The sequence below is a fragment of the Corynebacterium sp. c24Ua_83 genome, assembly GCF_039907245.1.
GTDB lineage: Bacteria > Actinomycetota > Actinomycetes > Mycobacteriales > Mycobacteriaceae > Corynebacterium.
Map to the genome: position 1 here is coordinate 1 of NZ_JASBOI010000006.1, position 16,226 is coordinate 16,226.

Sequence of the window (16,226 nt, forward strand, 5' to 3'; positions counted from 1 at the left end):
ACCTTTGTTCCCGCAGGAAGCTCCTTCGACCCCTTAACAAACTCACCGTTTGCAGAGACCTTTTGGTCATACTCGTCGTTGAAATCTTCGTTGCTAGATTCAATCTTTACGTGCACTGTGAACTCGGTGCCTTCCGGCACGAGCTCACTGCCCTCTACAATGTGCTTCTTAAGCGCGTAGCTGTTGCGATCTACGCCCTGAATGGTACCCGAACCGGTCTGAGTGAACTTAACTGTCTTCTCAAGGCCATTGCCGTTCACGTTTGCTGTGTTGCCGAAAGAGGTCCCGTTAGGGATGCTACCTTCCCCTTCGTAGTAGGTGTAGTAGTGGACCTGCCAGTTTTCCTTCGAGCTCCAACCGCCGGTGGGCTCTGGAATCGTGATCGTTGCGGACTTTCCGTCCTCACTCAAATTCACCTCAGCGTTCAGCGGATCGATATACTCCGCCACACCGCCACCGTTGAAACCGTTCAAAGAGAGACCTAGAGTCTCGTCTTCTTCATTCGAGAACTTGTGTGGACCGTCGAGCTTATCCTCAATCACCAGAGCTCCACTGTCGGGAAGATCAACGCTCTTCAAGTTAAGGAACCAGGATACCTTCCGAGTATCCCCGTCTACCGCATTCTCTACCCAGCCATCCTTTTCGGATTGCCCGAAGCTTTCGCGGGGACGCTCCTCCGTAACGAATCCGTTAGCATCTTCGGGAAGCTGAACTGCTGTAGTGATACCGTTTAAGGTGAAGTCGATTGTCTTTCCGTCGTAGCTTTCGGTCTGCGTGCTTTGCAGGCCAATGGTCACATGACCTTTAACCTGGTCCTTATTCGCAAATGCTTCATTGAAAGTACACGTGAGCTGTCCGCCACCGGTCGTGCACAATCCACCAGTGTTTCCATTCTCATCCACCAAGGGGAATTCGTCCTTATGAGCCTGTAGCGGCGCTGGGATCTCGACGGTGAAAGACTCACCATCATTCACCGTGCCGTTCGTAGCTTCCCAATCGAAGCTGAAATCAAACACAGTCCAAGGATAGAATTTCCCGTCCGGCGAAAGCTCCTTGCCATTACCTGCAACCAATTGCGGGTTAGAAATCTTGACATTGGAATTTTCTTGGGCGGAATTTTCTTGGGCGCTGGCCGCCGGGGCGCCCCCCAAGATCAACGCCACTATAGCCATAATGGCCAGCGAAATCTTCTGTAGCGCCCCCCTCTCCCTAAGAGGACTTAACTCGAAGCTCAAAACTCTCTTACCTTTCACTACTTTGCACAGCATGGCAGGGCGCCACACGCGCCTGAATGAACTTGCTGACAGATTAGAACCTTACGATTCGCTGCCGACATTTTCAACTGTTATACGGAAAATTTAACGTTGACTTCACCTACCAGATAGAACTGTATATTTGGCACCCAGCCTCAAGATTAGCTGGACGCCGCCCTTCGCCCTGTACGTTGAGAACAACCCGAGGTCACTGCAGCCTGAAGCCAGTACGCATCCGATCTTTAGAAAGTTCTCATTGTTCGACCCAATTCTTAACAGGTGAATCGGGAGCCATTTAGCTCTTCTTTGTGTTGTACCCCAAACACTATCGCGCCATCCCCACAGACCACCGCTAATCTTTCATGCACGCGCTCTAGACTGCCACACGCCCCATTAACAGCATCTACCAAATGTTATGCTAATGATGTAGAATCGTTACCGTTTCGTTGTAAATTAAATGGCTTTTCCGGGCGATAGAACTCCGGGAGACTGAGTTCTTGCACGTCCACGCTGAAAGAAGGATCGCGCATATGGAGACTAGGCACACTGACGACGATATATACGCAATCTATGGCGTCGAGGAGGTTCCCAAAGCCCGAACCTTAGTCGATATCCTTACGGTAACCGTACATAACCACCCCGATGCGACTGCATTGGAAGGAACAAACGAGACACTCACTTACCGCGAACTGGTCGACCGCATTAATAATGAAGTCAATCGTCTTGCTGAACTCGGAATCGGAAAGGGCGACAGAATCGGCATCCGCGTTCCTTCCGGAACGACGGATCTTTATATTGCAATCTTGTCGACAATCTGCGCTGGAGCAGCTTATGTACCCGTCGACTGGGACGATCCCGATAGTCGGGCAAATACCGTATGGGAGGAAGCACAGGTAGCGGCCGTATACGGCCAGAACCTGTCAATTGTCCAACATGGTCCACAACGTGAGCCGATCACCCCGTCTAGCCCCGAGCTAACGGACCACGCTTGGATTATTTTCACCTCGGGTTCGACTGGTAAGCCCAAGGGTGTTGCAGTATCACACCGGTCAGCTGCAGCACTGGTTGATGCTGAATCACGAATGTATCTCGTAGATCAACCCTTGGGACCCAGCGACCGGGTAATGGCAGGCTTGTCTGTTGCTTTCGACGCTTCCTGTGAAGAGATGTGGCTGGCGTGGCGATACGGAGCAACGCTCGTGGCCGCTCCCCGCGACATCGTCCGTTCCGCAGACGCACTCGGACAATGGATCACCGATCACCGGATCTCGGCTGTCTCAACAGTCCCTACCCTTGCGTCTTTCTGGACAACCGAATCTCTCAGCAACGTTCGACTGCTGATCTTTGGTGGAGAAGCGCTACCCAAAGAATTGATTAATCGATTAGCCACCCCGGGCCGAGAAGTATGGAACACTTACGGCCCCACTGAAACAACGATTATTTGTTCTGGCGAACTAGTCCAACCGCTCAGTGCCGACGAGCCGGTTCGAATCGGACGCGCAACACCCGGGTGGCAACTGGCCGTGGTCAATCCAGAAACCGAAGAACCAGTGCGCTGGGGCGAATCAGGTGAACTCGTAGTTGCCGGTGTCGGTCTCGGACGCTATCTCGACCCCAACAAGGACGCCGAAGCCTACGCACCGATCGCCTCCCTGAACTGGGATCGAGCCTACCGGACAGGTGACCTTGTCATCGCAGAGAAGGCCGGCTTGATCTTTGCTGGTCGTACGGATGACCAAATTAAGTTCGGTGGCCGCCGCATGGAGTTAGGAGAGATCGATCGCGCACTAGCCGGCACTCCTGGTGTGTCCGCGGCTGCTGCAGCCAAGCAGAAAACGCCCGCTGGCTCCGACGTTATCGTCGGGTACATAGTCGCTGAATCAGAAATCAACCTCTCGGAAGCACGTAGCTATCTTTCAAAAGTTCTTCCCGGCGGAATCGCACCTACATTGTGCGTGGTCGACGAGCTTCCAATGAAAACCTCTGGTAAGGTTGACCGTTCTGCCTTGCCATGGCCACTCCCCGACTCGGGCGAAACTACCGCCGCACTGCCAGAAGAGCTTCACTGGCTTGCCCACAAGTGGGCCGATCAACTCGGGCAAGTTCCTATGGAGCCGGATTCCAACTTCTTTGAACTCGGCGGATCGTCTGTCGCGATCGCGAAACTAGCCGTGGAACTACGCCACTTTCACCCTGCCCTCGATATCGGCAATCTGTACAAGAACCCCACGCTCTCGGAGATGGCAGCGTACATCGCCACGCTGAATGAAGCACAGGAGAAACGTCCCATCCCCAGAAAGATCCCGTGGTGGTCGGGAGTATTCCAATTCTTGGTGGTCTGTGCCATCTACGCTGTCAACGCTTTGCGTTACATCGTCGGATCGTTAATTGTGGTGTGGGCTCTGCGTTTTTTCTTCGATGCGGCATGGGTTCCGGAGATTCCACTCTGGCCACTACTGGCTAGCTGGCTCATACTATTCTCCACCGCAGGAAAAATGCTTCAAGCGACTATTGTAGTTCGCTTGCTAACGATGGGGGTACGCCCTGGTAAGCACTTGCGTGGAGGGTGGACTCACATGCGTGTGTGGGCGGCGGATCGTTTCCTCACTTACCTCAAACTCGAGTCGTTACTCGGAACACCAGGCGCACCCCTTCTCTATCGCTTATTTGGCTGCACGGTCGGTCGTGGTGTGGCCCTTGCGTCGATGCCTCCAGTAAGCGGATTGCTGTCCATCGGAGAAAACTCCTGCCTGGAACAAGAGGTGGACGTCAATGGTCACTGGATCGAAGGCGATACTTTCCATATCGGCAGGATCACAATCGGCGATCAAGTCCGTGTTGGCCTGCGAACATTCGTTGCGCCTGACGCCACAATTGGTGATGGTGCAGAAATCCTCCCCGGATCGTGCGTAACAGGTTCCGTTCCGAATGGTCAGCTCTATGGTGGTTCTCCATTGATCCACCGCGGTAAGGCCGATGAAACCTGGCCTGCTCAATCACCGACTGACTCCGCAGCCGCAGGCAAAGTTCACATTACGAATGGGGTACAGCTCAAGGCATTGTATCTGTCAGGTCAAGCCTGGATGACCCTACTGCCCATCATTTCGATCCTGCCGGGTACCGCGATGGTGCTTCCGCGTGTTATCACGCACTCTCACTATGAGGAAGTCTTCCCTATTTTGGCGGCATGGGTACCCGTGTTCACCCTGCTCACGGTAGTCACCTGGTTAGGGCTAGTTATTTTTTCGATACGGTTCTGCGCACTCTTCATTAAGCCAGGGTTCTTCCCACAGGAATCCGCCACCGGCTGGGCGGTCTGGCTAACACATACGCTTCTGCAGAAGACCTTGACCTCTACCTACTTCATGTACGCAGGATGGCTGACCCCAGCATTCCTGCGCTTGCTGGGGGCTCGAGTAGGCAATAGCACTGAGATTTCAACGGTTGAGACAATCCCCCACCTGACTTCCATCGGTAATCGTTGTTTCCTTGCCGACCACTCCCTCTGCGCCTCTGTGCGCTACCGATCTGGCTGGGTACATATCGGCACTACCGTCATCGGCGACGGCTCCTTCGTAGGAAACTCGGGCATCGTGGGAATCGATCACGATCTGCCCGAAGATTCTCTGATTGCAGTCCTCGCGTCTACACCCGAGCGCCCCGGCCGCGGAACCTCTTGGTTGGGCCGCACCACCCAGCAAATTCCACGCACTCACGTGGATGCCGACAAAAAACAAACTTTCAACCCGTCTAACTACCTGAAAGTCGCGCGAGCTCTAGTAGAGGCATTTCGCTTCCTACCTGTCCTGGCAGTAGCTTATTTGGATCTATTCATTGTGTGGGTGGGAACCATTATCTACATGCACTATGGACTCGGCTGGTCCGGATTGCGTGCAGTTGCTATGTGGGCAACCCCAATTGTCCTCCTTGCAGGCATTGCTGCCAGCATCTTGCCAATCATTGCAAAATGGCTACTCGTCGGCCGGTTCAAGCCTGGAGATCATACCCTGTACTCTTCCTTCGTATGGCGTGGCGAGCTAGTGGACAACTTCACGGAAATCCTCGCGGTTCCTTCACTTATCCGAATGTCTCTTGGTTCGCCCATGTTCAATTTATGGGCACGCTTGATGGGTTCTTCCATTGGACGCAGCGTTTGGTGTGAAACGTGGTGGCTTCCGGAGTTCGACCTCATTCGAGTTGAAGATCGAGCTACGATCAACCGCGGTACTGTCCTACAGACACACCTGTTTCATGACCGCGTGATGGCTCTAGAACCCGTAGTTGCTGAATCGGGCTCCACACTCGGACCGAATAGTTTTATGCTCCCCGGCTCTTCGCTCGGAGAACGAACGACGGTTCTTCCTGGGTCTCTCGTCCTGCGGCAGGATGGAATTCCCGCTGACTCGGTCTGGACCGGCAATCCTGTCGCCTTTGTTAATGATCCAAAGCTCACAGCCGAATCAACCCCCAAGAATTAAGCCCGAAAGGTAAGCCCATGGATTCATCCGCCACACCCGAAGACCCCAAAGCAGCACGGCCGACCCCCGGCCCAGCGGCCATCCGTCCAATTTGGGACGGCGAAAAGGCTGCCCCTCCGCCGGTTTACACCCCGCCCCCCGAACCAACGGCACCCAAATGGAGCAAGGATCTAGCGTTCGGCCCAGCACGCAATCCAAAGCGGATCACAGGTCTGGACGCTGCCCGTGGCTGTGCACTGCTAGGGATGGTCGCAGTGCACATCCTTCCTGCAGCTAATAGCTACACGGGGCGACCGACCTTTGTTTGGGGAATTTTCGCCGGGCACTCGGCTGCGCTATTCGCGGTCCTTGCCGGCATCACCGTAGCCCTAGTGACGGGTTCCAACAACCCGTACAAAGGTCAGAAGATGCGCCGCAGCCGGGTCTCACTGGCAGCTCGCGCTGCGGTTATCCTTCTACTCGGTCTTGCCTTAGACGAACTACACCTACCCGTGTACAATATTCTGCCCTACTACGGGTTGATGTTTTTCCTCGCCATTCCACTAACTGCTGCACGTATCCGCACACTACTGGCTGTGGCAGCCGGGTTTGCAACTTTAGGGCCGATCCTGGTGTTTTTCACCAACTCTCGACTCCATTACACCACTACATTCAACCCCAATTTCAGCTCGCTGTTTTCTCTACCAGGTGACACGTTGATCACTTTGCTGGTAGGTGGCACCTATCCGCTTGTGACGTGGATGAGCTACCTATGCCTCGGGCTAGCTATTGGACGGCTGAACCTCCGCTGGTTACTTACCCAAGTCCGGCTCATCCTGGTCGGTGCTGGCCTCGCCTTTGTTGGGTCCTTCTTCTCAACGTTTCTCATCGATTATCTCGGTGGGTTTACAAACCTGTACTACTACACTGATGGGTACGATGCCGAGGACATCATTAACGTCATGGATTACGGACCGGAGGGGCACCTGCCTACCAACACCTGGTGGTGGCTGGCCGTTAATGGACCGCACACGGATACTACGTTTGACCTGCTCACCTCTGCGGGGTTGGCAATGTTTGTCATCGGCGCATTCCTCGTGGTCAGCCGTATGCTGAGCCACCTCCTCTTACCCCTTATTGCAGCTGGCTCAATGACATTGACGTTGTACACGGCCCATCTACTAACCTTCGTAGTCACTGGAGATTCCATCAGCAACTTCCCTGTGGGTTGGTTCTTCGCTCAGGTTTTGTTCGCGCTACTCTTCGCTAGCGCATGGCAACTGGCACGGGGAACCGGACCACTCGAATCTTTGGTTTCCCGTTTCTGCCGACGAATCAGCTACGTGTTCGTACCTAAACCACCAGAACCGGTTCAGGTGGAAACAAGGTAAGCTTCATAGCCGTTACAAGGCAGAAAGATGCCAATTGTGTCGAGCGACAGACTTCCTCAGGACTGAAGGAGCACTTTCCGTGAACATCACTCCTACGCGGTTTTCTCTAGGAAACAGCCTACGCCTAGCTGCGTTAGGCGTTTCAATTCTGTTGATGAGCGCAGCGTGCGCTGGAATTGAGACTGAGGGATTTTCGTCTATACCGACCACAAAGTCTTTGCCTGAGAAGACTAAGGAGTCAACAGACCTCGACGATATCTCCAAGGACCCTGGCTCTACCGATGAGAACGAGGATTCGGAAGGTCTGACAGAAGAACTACCAGAGTTTCTCTATCCAGACGGCACCAAGGTAGCTCTCACTGCACCCGGAACGGTTCTTCGGTTCGGCGAATCTGCTACTGTGGCCACCTCCGACTCCGAGGGGCGTTTGCTGATCTGGAAAATTAACGCTCACGATGGTGTACGGATTCCGGCTGGGCGGATAGAACTCCTTGAGCCTGAAAAGGCAACTAACATCAGCCATTTCAATTGCTATGCCTACGACATAGCATTCTTAGGTGCAGTCTCCAAATACACAGAAGATCCGATGGTAATCCACGGGCTACCGGATATTAACAACGCAGCTGTTACGCCACCTAAAATGATCGCTTCCAGCCGTGACGGCAAGGCCTCACGACGGCTAGTGGGTGGTTCCGATAACGCCTGCGGGATCCCGCTCAACTCTAGATTGCCAACTAAACAAAGCTCGCTAGTCAGAAATTTCTCCTATGCCCGGGGTACGGTGGGCGCAGTGGAACACGGATCTGAAACGGCAGAATCGTCGCATACTGTCAGTTTCTATTTCGACGAAGAGGTTCCCACAGTACCCGAGGGACGCAAAAAGCCGGCACCAATCATATGGAGATAGTTCCACAACGAGAATGGAGTGTGAAGCCTCACCAGAACGTGAGCAATCTACCGTTTGAGGAGCACGAGGTTCAAAAACCGAAATAACTCTTAGTAACAGAATGCACTTTCAATGAAAGATACCAAGCCCCACCCCTAGCCCCCATAGCCACGACAACCCAAAAACAACGCAGATATCGGTTCGCCCACGAAGCCACAACTCATCTCTCGATCAAGTTGCGCTTCAGGACAACTGCGGAAGCAGGGGGATTTGAACCCCCGGATGGTCTCCCATCGCTGGTTTTCAAGACCAGTGCATTCGGCCGCTCTGCCATACTTCCAATGCGGCTAGTACCGCTCAAAACATTTTACACGCCACCACTAATCCTCCAACTTCCGCTCCGCCTTTCACCGACCCACCGAAAGCTCACTCCCCCACCGCGCACTCCATTCCCAGCCGCACAATGATTCATTAGGGTGGAGACCATGAGCATCACCACAAACGCAATCATCCAGACCGATACCGAAAACCCCAGCTCCCTGGCCTGGCAAACCACCAGCATCGCCGACCCCCAACCCGGCGAAGCCCTGGTGCGCATCCACTACGCGGGCGTCAATAGAGCAGACACCCTACAAGCCCAAGGCCACTATCCCCCACCCCGCGGCACCACCGACATCATCGGGCTCGAAGCCGCAGGCGTGATCGAAGCCCCCAACGGAGCCACCCGCCCCGACGGCTCCCCCTGGCACCCGGGCGACGAAGTCGCAGTGCTGCTCTCCGGGGGCGGGTACAGCGAATACGCCACCGTACCCGAAGGCCAGCTCCTCCCCATCCCCGCCGGATACAGCCTCGCCGAAGCCGCCAGCGTGGTGGAAGTCGCCTGCACCGTCTGGTCCAACATTATGATGACCGCCCGCCTGCGCGAAGGCGATACCATCCTGTTCCACGGCGGCGGCGGAGGCATCGGCATCTTCGGCATCCAACTAGCCAGAGCCCTCGGCGCCACCGTGGCCGCCACCGTCGGCTCCGAGGAGAAGCTGCACGTATGCCGCCGCTACGGTGCGGACATCCTCATTAACTATAAGGAAGAAGATTTCGCCGACACCCTGGCCGAACACGGCGGGGCGGACGTGATCCTGGACATCATCGGCGCCAAATACCTCGACCGCAACATCAAGGCCCTGGCCCCCGACGGCCACATCGTCATCATCGGCATGCAAGGCGGTGTGAAGGGCGAACTGAACATCGCCAAGCTACTCAGCAAGCGTGGAAACATCAGCGCTACCGGCCTGCGCTACCGCGACAGCCAAGACAAGGCACGCATCGTCGCCGAAACCCTTCGCAATGTCTGGCCGCTGCTGGAAAGCGGGACAATCACTCACCACATCGACCGGATCATGCCCATCGCCGAAGCCGCCGCCGCCCACAGAGCACTGCTGGCTGGGGAAGTCACCGGCAAGATCGTGCTCGAGCTGCCGCAGAGCTAGGCGCGGCGGGCCGAGCTCGCGGCCCGGCGCCATGCAAGCGATCGCGGCGGGCGCAACCTTAGGCGCGCGGCTTGGTGAGCCGCCTGCTCCCGCGGGCCCCGCGCCGCCGCGGCCACCCGCCCGTCTGCACCAACACCAGCGCCGCCAGCACCAGCAGCAGGCCAACCCACTGCACCACGCTCAGCCGCTCGCCGACGAACACCACTCCCAGGAACGTCGCCGTCACCGGGCTCAACACGCCCAGAATCGCCACCTGCACCACGTCCAACTTGGCCAGGCCGTTGAACCAGATGCCATACGCAATCAGGGCACCGAAGATCGTCAGGTACGCATAGCCCAACACATTCTGGCCGGTAAGGTGGTCAGGCAGCCCCTCCATCACCAGCAGCAACGGAACCAGGAACAACCCGCCGAAAGTCAGCTGCCAGCCCGTCACCGCCAGCTGTGGCACATCGTCCGGCTTACCCCACTTCTTCGCCAGAATCGCCCCCAGCCCCATGCACACACTGGCGCCTAAGCCCGCGAGGATGCCGCCGGTATTCAGAGCTGCGGCGGGCGTCAATACCAAGCAAGCCACACCCACCACAGCGACGAGCGCGCCGATCACCTGATACGGCTGAATGCGCGTGCCCAACAGCGCCGGGCTCAGGGCGATCACCCACAGGGGCGCCGTGTTCGTCACAATCGCCGCCACGCCGCCCGGCAGCAGGTACGCCGCCGCGAACAGCAGAGCAAAGAAGCCGCCGATGTTCACAACCCCCAGCACCGCGGACTTCCACCACCACTGCCCGCGCGGCAGCCTGCGGAACCACAGCAGCAGCATCAAACCCGCAGGTAGTGCACGCAGCACACCCGCCAGAAGCGGCCGCCCAGGAGGCAGCATGTTCGTGGTGACGATGTACGTCGTTCCCCAAATTATCGGTGTAAGCGCAGCAATCAGTCGAAGCACACGGCCACGCTATCGTAATCACTACACGCGGTGCTAGCTGGTTCTATCGCTACCTAACGGATGCCACAACCCGCAATAGCTGGTCTACATCATGCTTAGTGTTATAAGGGGCGAACCCAACAGAAACTGCACCGGCACAATCCCGCATTTTCGGGGAAGATTCTGACGTGACCTTGAGACCGTGTCGGCCACGGGCGCTACTCCTTCCCTCTTCGAAGACCCCCATAAGCTCTAGCAGCTGCGACTGCCCAGGCCGAACCACACCAGCAACCACGCCGTTGACCAGCAGGCGCTGTATAACCACATCCGCAGGAACGCCATCGACCAGGAAACTTACGCGCGGCAGGCGCTCTACGGAAGTGAACTCCTGCAGTATATCTCCATCTTCTCCAATTACGTATACTGTGCCAAGGCTTCGCAAACCCTCTACCAGACGTGTTGTCAATGAATTCAGATAGTCAGCGGTATAGGAAATTGCCGTCATCAATCGCGATCGGCGATCACCCCAAGCAAAGTCATCCAGGCGGGTCAAGTGGTCAACAGTTTCAGCAACGCCTCCAAGCAATCCCTCTGATACACCCACCAAAGCCGCTGCGTGTCCGGAGGGGAACACTGCCTGACGCACGTCTTCATCTTTGAAGATCAATGCCCCCACCGTCGGACCACCAAGACTCGCTATATCCAAGGCCAGCACATCCGCGTCCATCCGCTCCACATCCACCAGACGATAAGGCGCAAATGAATCCACGTCTACCACCAGCATCGCCTTAGACTTTTGGCGCACGCAATCAGCAATCTCCCGCACATCCGTCACTGATCCTAGGTAACGGTTTGCGGCCGAAACTGCAACCACCGTAGTTTCCTGCCCCACTAAATTCGAGAATTGCCAAGCCGGTAACACGCCACTGGAAAGATCTGGCTCCGCCCAACGCACCCTTGCGCCGAAAAGGTCCGCTGCACGTTCCCACGGCAACACATTCGCCGGATCATCAATCCGCGAGAGCACAACCTCCTGTCCGAGACATAAGCGACGCGAAAGCGCGAGCGCTAAATCACCCAACAGCGCGTGGCGCGAGGCTCCTAGAACGACATTCTCAGGCTGCGCACCTGCTAAATCCGCGATTGCAATGCGTGCAGAATCAGCAAATGCCTCACCAATGCGACGGCCTGGTCGCTGCACACCAGAATGCGCGTTCACCATCGACGCTGGTTGCTCAACTAAGGGCGCTGCGCGGAAACTTCGTGCCACCGCCGAAGAAACCCGCTCTGGCACCAGTGGTAAGTCCTGTGCATTTAAGTATGTCCAACCATCCGACAGCGATGCATACGCCCCCCTGACTCTCGGCACATCGAACACTGGGTTTCTCCTTATTAATTAGACTAATTGACACTTTTCCTGCGCATCACACAACTCTACGCGACGCCCAAAACCCAACTCACCATAATACGGCTCCCCAGAAAAAGTAGCCGGAAATCACCTCAACCGATACTAGCCCCCCAATCCCGACAGGCAGCACCGAACCCGGCCACGGCTGCGGACCGGTGCCTCGCGCCGCGGGGAACTGCCGCCGCTAACTGCCACCAGCCCAGCCACCAAAGCAGAAGCGGGACTCGCCGGGAATAGGAGGTGTGGGCGTCACAAAGTAAAATAGACTGCCTCAAAGCAACAGCAACCAAAGCGCGAAGCAGTAAGAAGCAGGACCACATGTCACAAAAAATGCCAGAGGCCGCGGATCTACAGCGGATCACCGCCGCGGCAGACGGCGACATCCCAGCTAGCAACTCCCAAACCTTCGGTGCGGCGTGGGCCGACCTGAAGAAGGGGCTTGCGCAGCGCGAACTATGGCTCGCACTCGGCTGGCAGGACATCAAACAACGCTACCGGCGCAGTACCCTCGGGCCCCTATGGATCACCATCGCCACCGGCGTGATGGCCCTGGCCCTCGGCCTGCTGTACAGCCTGCTGTTCCAGCAAGACCTCGCCAGCTTCCTGCCGCACGTCGCCGTCGGCCTGATCTTGTGGGGCTTCATTTCGGGCTGCATCAAGGACGGCTCCGAGGTGTTCATCGCCAACGAAGGGCTGATCAAACAGCTGCCTTCCGCCCTGTCGGTGCACGTGTACCGCCTGGTGTGGAAGCAATTCCTCTTCCTGCTGCACAACCTCGTGATCTGGCTCGTGCTGCTGGCCGTGTTCCGCCCATCGCTCGGGTGGGAAGTGCTGCTCGTCGTGCCCGCCATGGCCCTGATGATCGCCAACGGCATCTGGGTGACCATGTTCTTCGGCATCATCGCCACCCGATTCCGCGACGTAGCCCCGCTGCTGGATTCGCTGGTCCAACTGGCCTTTTATATGACGCCCATCGTCTGGACCACCAAAACCCTCCGCGACCAAGGCGGGGCAGTGGCCGAGCGCGCAAAGATTGCGGAGATCAACCCGCTATACCACTACCTGGAGATCGTCCGCGGGCCGATGATCGGCGAGCCAGTCCCCGCCTACCACTGGGGCATCGTGGGCGTGCTGACCGTGCTGGGGCTTGCGCTGGCCCTGCTAGTGATGCGCCGCTGGCGCTTCCGCGTGAGCTACTGGGTTTAGGAGATGACATGGTTTCGATTGACACTTACGACGCTTGCGTAGACTTCCCCATCTTCGATGCGAAGACCCGCTCCATGAAGCAGACATTCCTGGGGGCCGCCGGCGGCGCGATCGGCAGGAACTCGTCGAATACGGTGATGGTGGAGGCGCTTAAGGGCGTCAATCTGCATCTACAAGACGGCGACCGGATCGGCCTGGTCGGGCACAACGGCGCCGGCAAATCCACCCTGCTGCGCCTGCTCAGTGGGATTTACGAGCCGACGCGCGGGTCCGCGATTGTGCGCGGGCGCGTGGCACCCGTGTTCGACCTGGGTGTGGGCATGGATCCGGAGATCTCCGGGTACGAAAACATCATGATCCGCGGGCTTTTCCTGGGGCAGACGCGCAAGGCAATGCGGCGGAAGATGGACGACATTGCGGAGTTCAGCGAGCTCGGGGAATACCTGGATATGCCGCTGCGCACATACTCGACGGGCATGCGGATCCGGTTGGCTTTGGGGGTTGTGACCAGCATCGACCCGGAGATTCTGCTGCTGGACGAAGGCATCGGCGCCGTGGATGCGGCGTTCATGGCTAAGGCGCGCGGGCGGCTGGTGGAGATGGTTGAGCGCAGCGGCATCCTGGTTTTCGCCTCGCACAGCAACGAATTCCTGGCGCAGCTGTGTGACAGTGCGCTGTGGATCGACCACGGAGAGATCCGGAAGGTCGGGCGCGTGGATGATGTGGTTGAGGCGTACGAGGGGCCGGAGGCCGGCGAGCACGTCCGCCGGGTGCTGAAGGACCTGGGCCGGGGTTAGCGCTGGTTGGGTGCTGAAGGATCTGGGCCGGGGTTAGTTTTGCCGTTAGTTTGCTGAAGTTTGCTGAAGTTTGCTGAGCCGCTGGGGGTTAGCGCTGAAGGTTAGCGCTGGCGGGGGTGGGCGCCTGCTGGCCTCGCCCGGCAGCTGGCAGCTGGGGTCGCCCGGCGGCTGGCAGCTTCGCCCCACCAGCCCCACTTTCCCACCAGTCCTATCTGTCCCACCAGCCCCTAGCGCCCCACTTATTCCATAAACCACCCTGAAGCCCGTCCTGGCGAGTGGCTAAATGTCGGAAAAGTTGCAGTTCAAGACGCTAAATGTCGGAAAAGTTGCAAAACGTAAATCCTCGTCGTCCGCACCCAGCTCGAAAAACTCGCTGACCTGCACCTTTGCCTAAGTGGAAATGTCCCCCAACAACAAATTGCAACTTTTCCGACATTTTCCCATCCAGTAGTTGCTCTTGAGGTCACCAGCCCACTCACCCAGCACTCACACCAATAACAACGCCCCCAGTGGCCCCAATACTTACTTTCACGCATTCAGCGCCAGCGCGCCGCCCGCCACCAGCATCACACCCACGCCCGGCGCCAGCATCACACCCACGCCCAGCGCCAGCATCACACCCACGCCCAGCGCCAGCATCACACCCACGCCCGCCACCAGCATCACACCCACGCCCGGCGCCAGCATCACATCCACGCCCGCCACCAGCATCACATCCACGCCCGCAGGCAAGCCGCCCGTACACCATCGGGGAGATTCCCGCATCTCGAATTTTTGTGCTTGTGGATAAATCGCCTACCTGCAAAGAGTTATTCACAAGCCCGAGCCACCCATATCCCGCCAAGCTCGTTCAAATGCAAGAATGACCGCCAGCCCGGATGCGTTGCCGAATCTCTCTATCTCCAACACATCTCTTAAAGGCTACGCAGACCAGGGGAAACAGGGGGTTCGAAAGTGAAACAGTCCAAGGCGTGCAAAACAACAGATCAAGCCGCGCAGCAACTGAACAACAGCGATACTCGCGGCAGCGCACACACCAGCACTGCAACCAGCGCAAGCAATGGAAAATCAAGAGCCAAATCCACAACCACTCGGCGGGCGCGTGCGGTTACATTTCCCCAGGTGCCCCCTCGCAGGAAAGCCAAGCTGCTTCTCGACGTTCACACGATGAACCCCTCGGAGGCACGAAAAATGCAGCGACTCGCAGCGAGGGGCGAAGCGGTCAGACTTGCACCAGGAGTTTACATTCCTGCAGGTCAGTGGCGTGAGTTTGAACAGGACCCCGAAGCAGAAGCAATTAAAGCCCGAGCCAGAATCGCCGCCGAATATATCCGCAGTGGTCCGGCCGTCGTGGCGGGCAAATCGGCAGCCTTCCTCCACGGCCTGCCCCTCGAGAAGTTTGGGCCGCCGGAGACGGTGGAGTTGGCGTCACCAAAAAGAACGCTAATGGGAAGAAACGGCAGGTCAGAGCGCTACCTCGCGGCGCCGGGGCAGGGCCAGCGCGCTGTGCTGATCCCCACAGAGTTCGGCGAAATCTGGACCAGCGGACTGCTGGATACGTGCCATGACCTGGGGCTTCGGCACTCGCTGGACGATGCCGTCATCGCCACGGAGGCCGCGCTGCACACAAAGAAAATCACGTGGCATGAGTGGCGCACGTGGCGCGCGTGGCAGGACGGACTGCGCGACCCAGCCGCCACCCCAGCAACCGCGCCCATCCGCCACGGCGCCCAGCGCGCCCGCACGGCCGCGCGCCTCATCACCCGCCACTCCGAAAGCCCGCGCGAATCGCAGCTGAAAATCCGCTTCTGGGAACACGGCCTGCCCGCACCATTTCAGCAGGTCAACATACTCAACGAGGGCGGCTGGACCATCGGGCGCGTGGACATGTTCTTCGACGTCGGCCTCGCCGTCGAATACGACGGCCGCGAGAAATACGGCTCCACCACACCGGCCATCGAGCGCGCCCTGCTCAAGGAACGTCAACGCGAAAACGACATCCAAGCCCGCGGAATCACGCTGCTGCGCGTCACGGCGGAAACGTACCTCTCCGGCCGCGCAATCGAGCAGGTCATCGAGCATTTCCACACCCTCGCCGCACGCCCGACCCGCCCACCGTGCACCCTCTGGAGCGGCGGCGCGCTCGCCTGGTCGTAGCCCTTTTTGTTCTTTTTTATTGACGCCACCTCGCCCCCGTCGCCTTCACCTCCAGCTTCGCGAACCATCCGCCCCGCCCCGGCGCGTGTGACACGTGCGCGCCGGACAAGTGGAGCAGCGCACCCGACACAAACTAGAGATAAAAAGAGAATTAAAGAACCCCGCCAGTTGGAGCGCCCAAAGCGTTAGACTCGGTCTCGGACGCGCAGGCGTGACTGAAAGCACAGTGCATACTGCACGTGAGCGCAACCACGCC

General features: G+C 57.7%; 11 protein-coding genes and 1 tRNA gene. 7 read left to right on the plus strand and 5 right to left on the minus strand.

Annotated elements, in window-relative coordinates; translation table 11 throughout:
* The coding region (locus QKE30_RS05795) for an Ig-like domain-containing protein (RefSeq protein ID WP_347934323.1) at positions 1-1,235 on the minus strand (1,235 nt) is incomplete at its 3' end.
* 548 nt (positions 1,236-1,783) lie between these two features.
* Here QKE30_RS05795 and QKE30_RS05800 point away from each other — a divergent pair.
* The 3 genes from QKE30_RS05800 (at position 1,784) to QKE30_RS05810 (ending at position 8,008) form a co-directional block, all read left to right on the plus strand.
* Positions 1,784-5,731 carry a Pls/PosA family non-ribosomal peptide synthetase gene (locus QKE30_RS05800; protein ID WP_239202803.1) on the plus strand — a complete coding sequence of 1,316 codons (3,948 nt, stop codon included), beginning with the start codon at positions 1,784-1,786 and terminating at the stop codon, positions 5,729-5,731.
* A gap of 17 nt (positions 5,732-5,748) precedes the next feature.
* Positions 5,749-7,101, plus strand: coding sequence for a heparan-alpha-glucosaminide N-acetyltransferase domain-containing protein (locus tag QKE30_RS05805; protein WP_239202805.1), 1,353 nt, complete (start codon positions 5,749-5,751; stop codon positions 7,099-7,101).
* Between the two features lie 79 nt (positions 7,102-7,180).
* Positions 7,181-8,008 carry a hypothetical protein gene (locus QKE30_RS05810; protein WP_239202807.1) on the plus strand — a complete coding sequence of 276 codons (828 nt, stop codon included), beginning with the start codon at positions 7,181-7,183 and terminating at the stop codon, positions 8,006-8,008.
* 234 nt (positions 8,009-8,242) lie between these two features.
* Here the strand turns inward: QKE30_RS05810 and QKE30_RS05815 are convergent.
* A tRNA-Ser gene (locus tag QKE30_RS05815) sits at positions 8,243-8,327 on the minus strand.
* A gap of 145 nt (positions 8,328-8,472) precedes the next feature.
* Between QKE30_RS05815 and QKE30_RS05820 the strand changes: the two genes are divergently transcribed.
* On the plus strand, positions 8,473-9,474 hold the full coding sequence (locus QKE30_RS05820; RefSeq protein WP_347934324.1) for an NAD(P)H-quinone oxidoreductase: 1,002 nt from the start codon (positions 8,473-8,475) through the stop codon (positions 9,472-9,474).
* Between the two features lie 58 nt (positions 9,475-9,532).
* Here the strand turns inward: QKE30_RS05820 and QKE30_RS05825 are convergent, their stop codons facing one another.
* Entirely contained in the window at positions 9,533-10,423 is an 891-nt protein-coding gene (locus QKE30_RS05825) for an EamA family transporter (protein WP_347934325.1), read from the minus strand.
* Between the two features lie 49 nt (positions 10,424-10,472).
* Positions 10,473-11,780: an aminotransferase class V-fold PLP-dependent enzyme gene (locus QKE30_RS05830; RefSeq protein ID WP_239202813.1), complete on the minus strand. Its 1,308-nt coding sequence runs from the start codon at positions 11,778-11,780 to the stop codon at positions 10,473-10,475.
* Between the two features lie 348 nt (positions 11,781-12,128).
* On the opposite strand from QKE30_RS05830, the gene QKE30_RS05835 reads away from it, so the two are divergent.
* Together QKE30_RS05835 and QKE30_RS05840 are read left to right on the plus strand one after the other, a co-directional pair.
* Positions 12,129-13,016: an ABC transporter permease gene (locus QKE30_RS05835; RefSeq protein ID WP_011274307.1), complete on the plus strand. Its 888-nt coding sequence runs from the start codon at positions 12,129-12,131 to the stop codon at positions 13,014-13,016.
* A gap of 8 nt (positions 13,017-13,024) precedes the next feature.
* Positions 13,025-13,813, plus strand: coding sequence for an ABC transporter ATP-binding protein (locus QKE30_RS05840; protein WP_005292416.1), 789 nt, complete (start codon positions 13,025-13,027; stop codon positions 13,811-13,813).
* A gap of 528 nt (positions 13,814-14,341) precedes the next feature.
* On the opposite strand, the gene QKE30_RS05845 is transcribed toward QKE30_RS05840, so the two are convergent.
* Entirely contained in the window at positions 14,342-14,578 is a 237-nt protein-coding gene (locus QKE30_RS05845; protein WP_304504314.1) for a hypothetical protein, read from the minus strand.
* A 585-nt stretch (positions 14,579-15,163) separates the two neighbouring features.
* Between QKE30_RS05845 and QKE30_RS05850 the strand changes: the two genes are divergently transcribed.
* Positions 15,164-15,970, plus strand: coding sequence for a hypothetical protein (locus QKE30_RS05850; protein ID WP_239200790.1), 807 nt, complete (start codon positions 15,164-15,166; stop codon positions 15,968-15,970).
* Positions 15,971-16,226 lie beyond the last annotated feature (256 nt).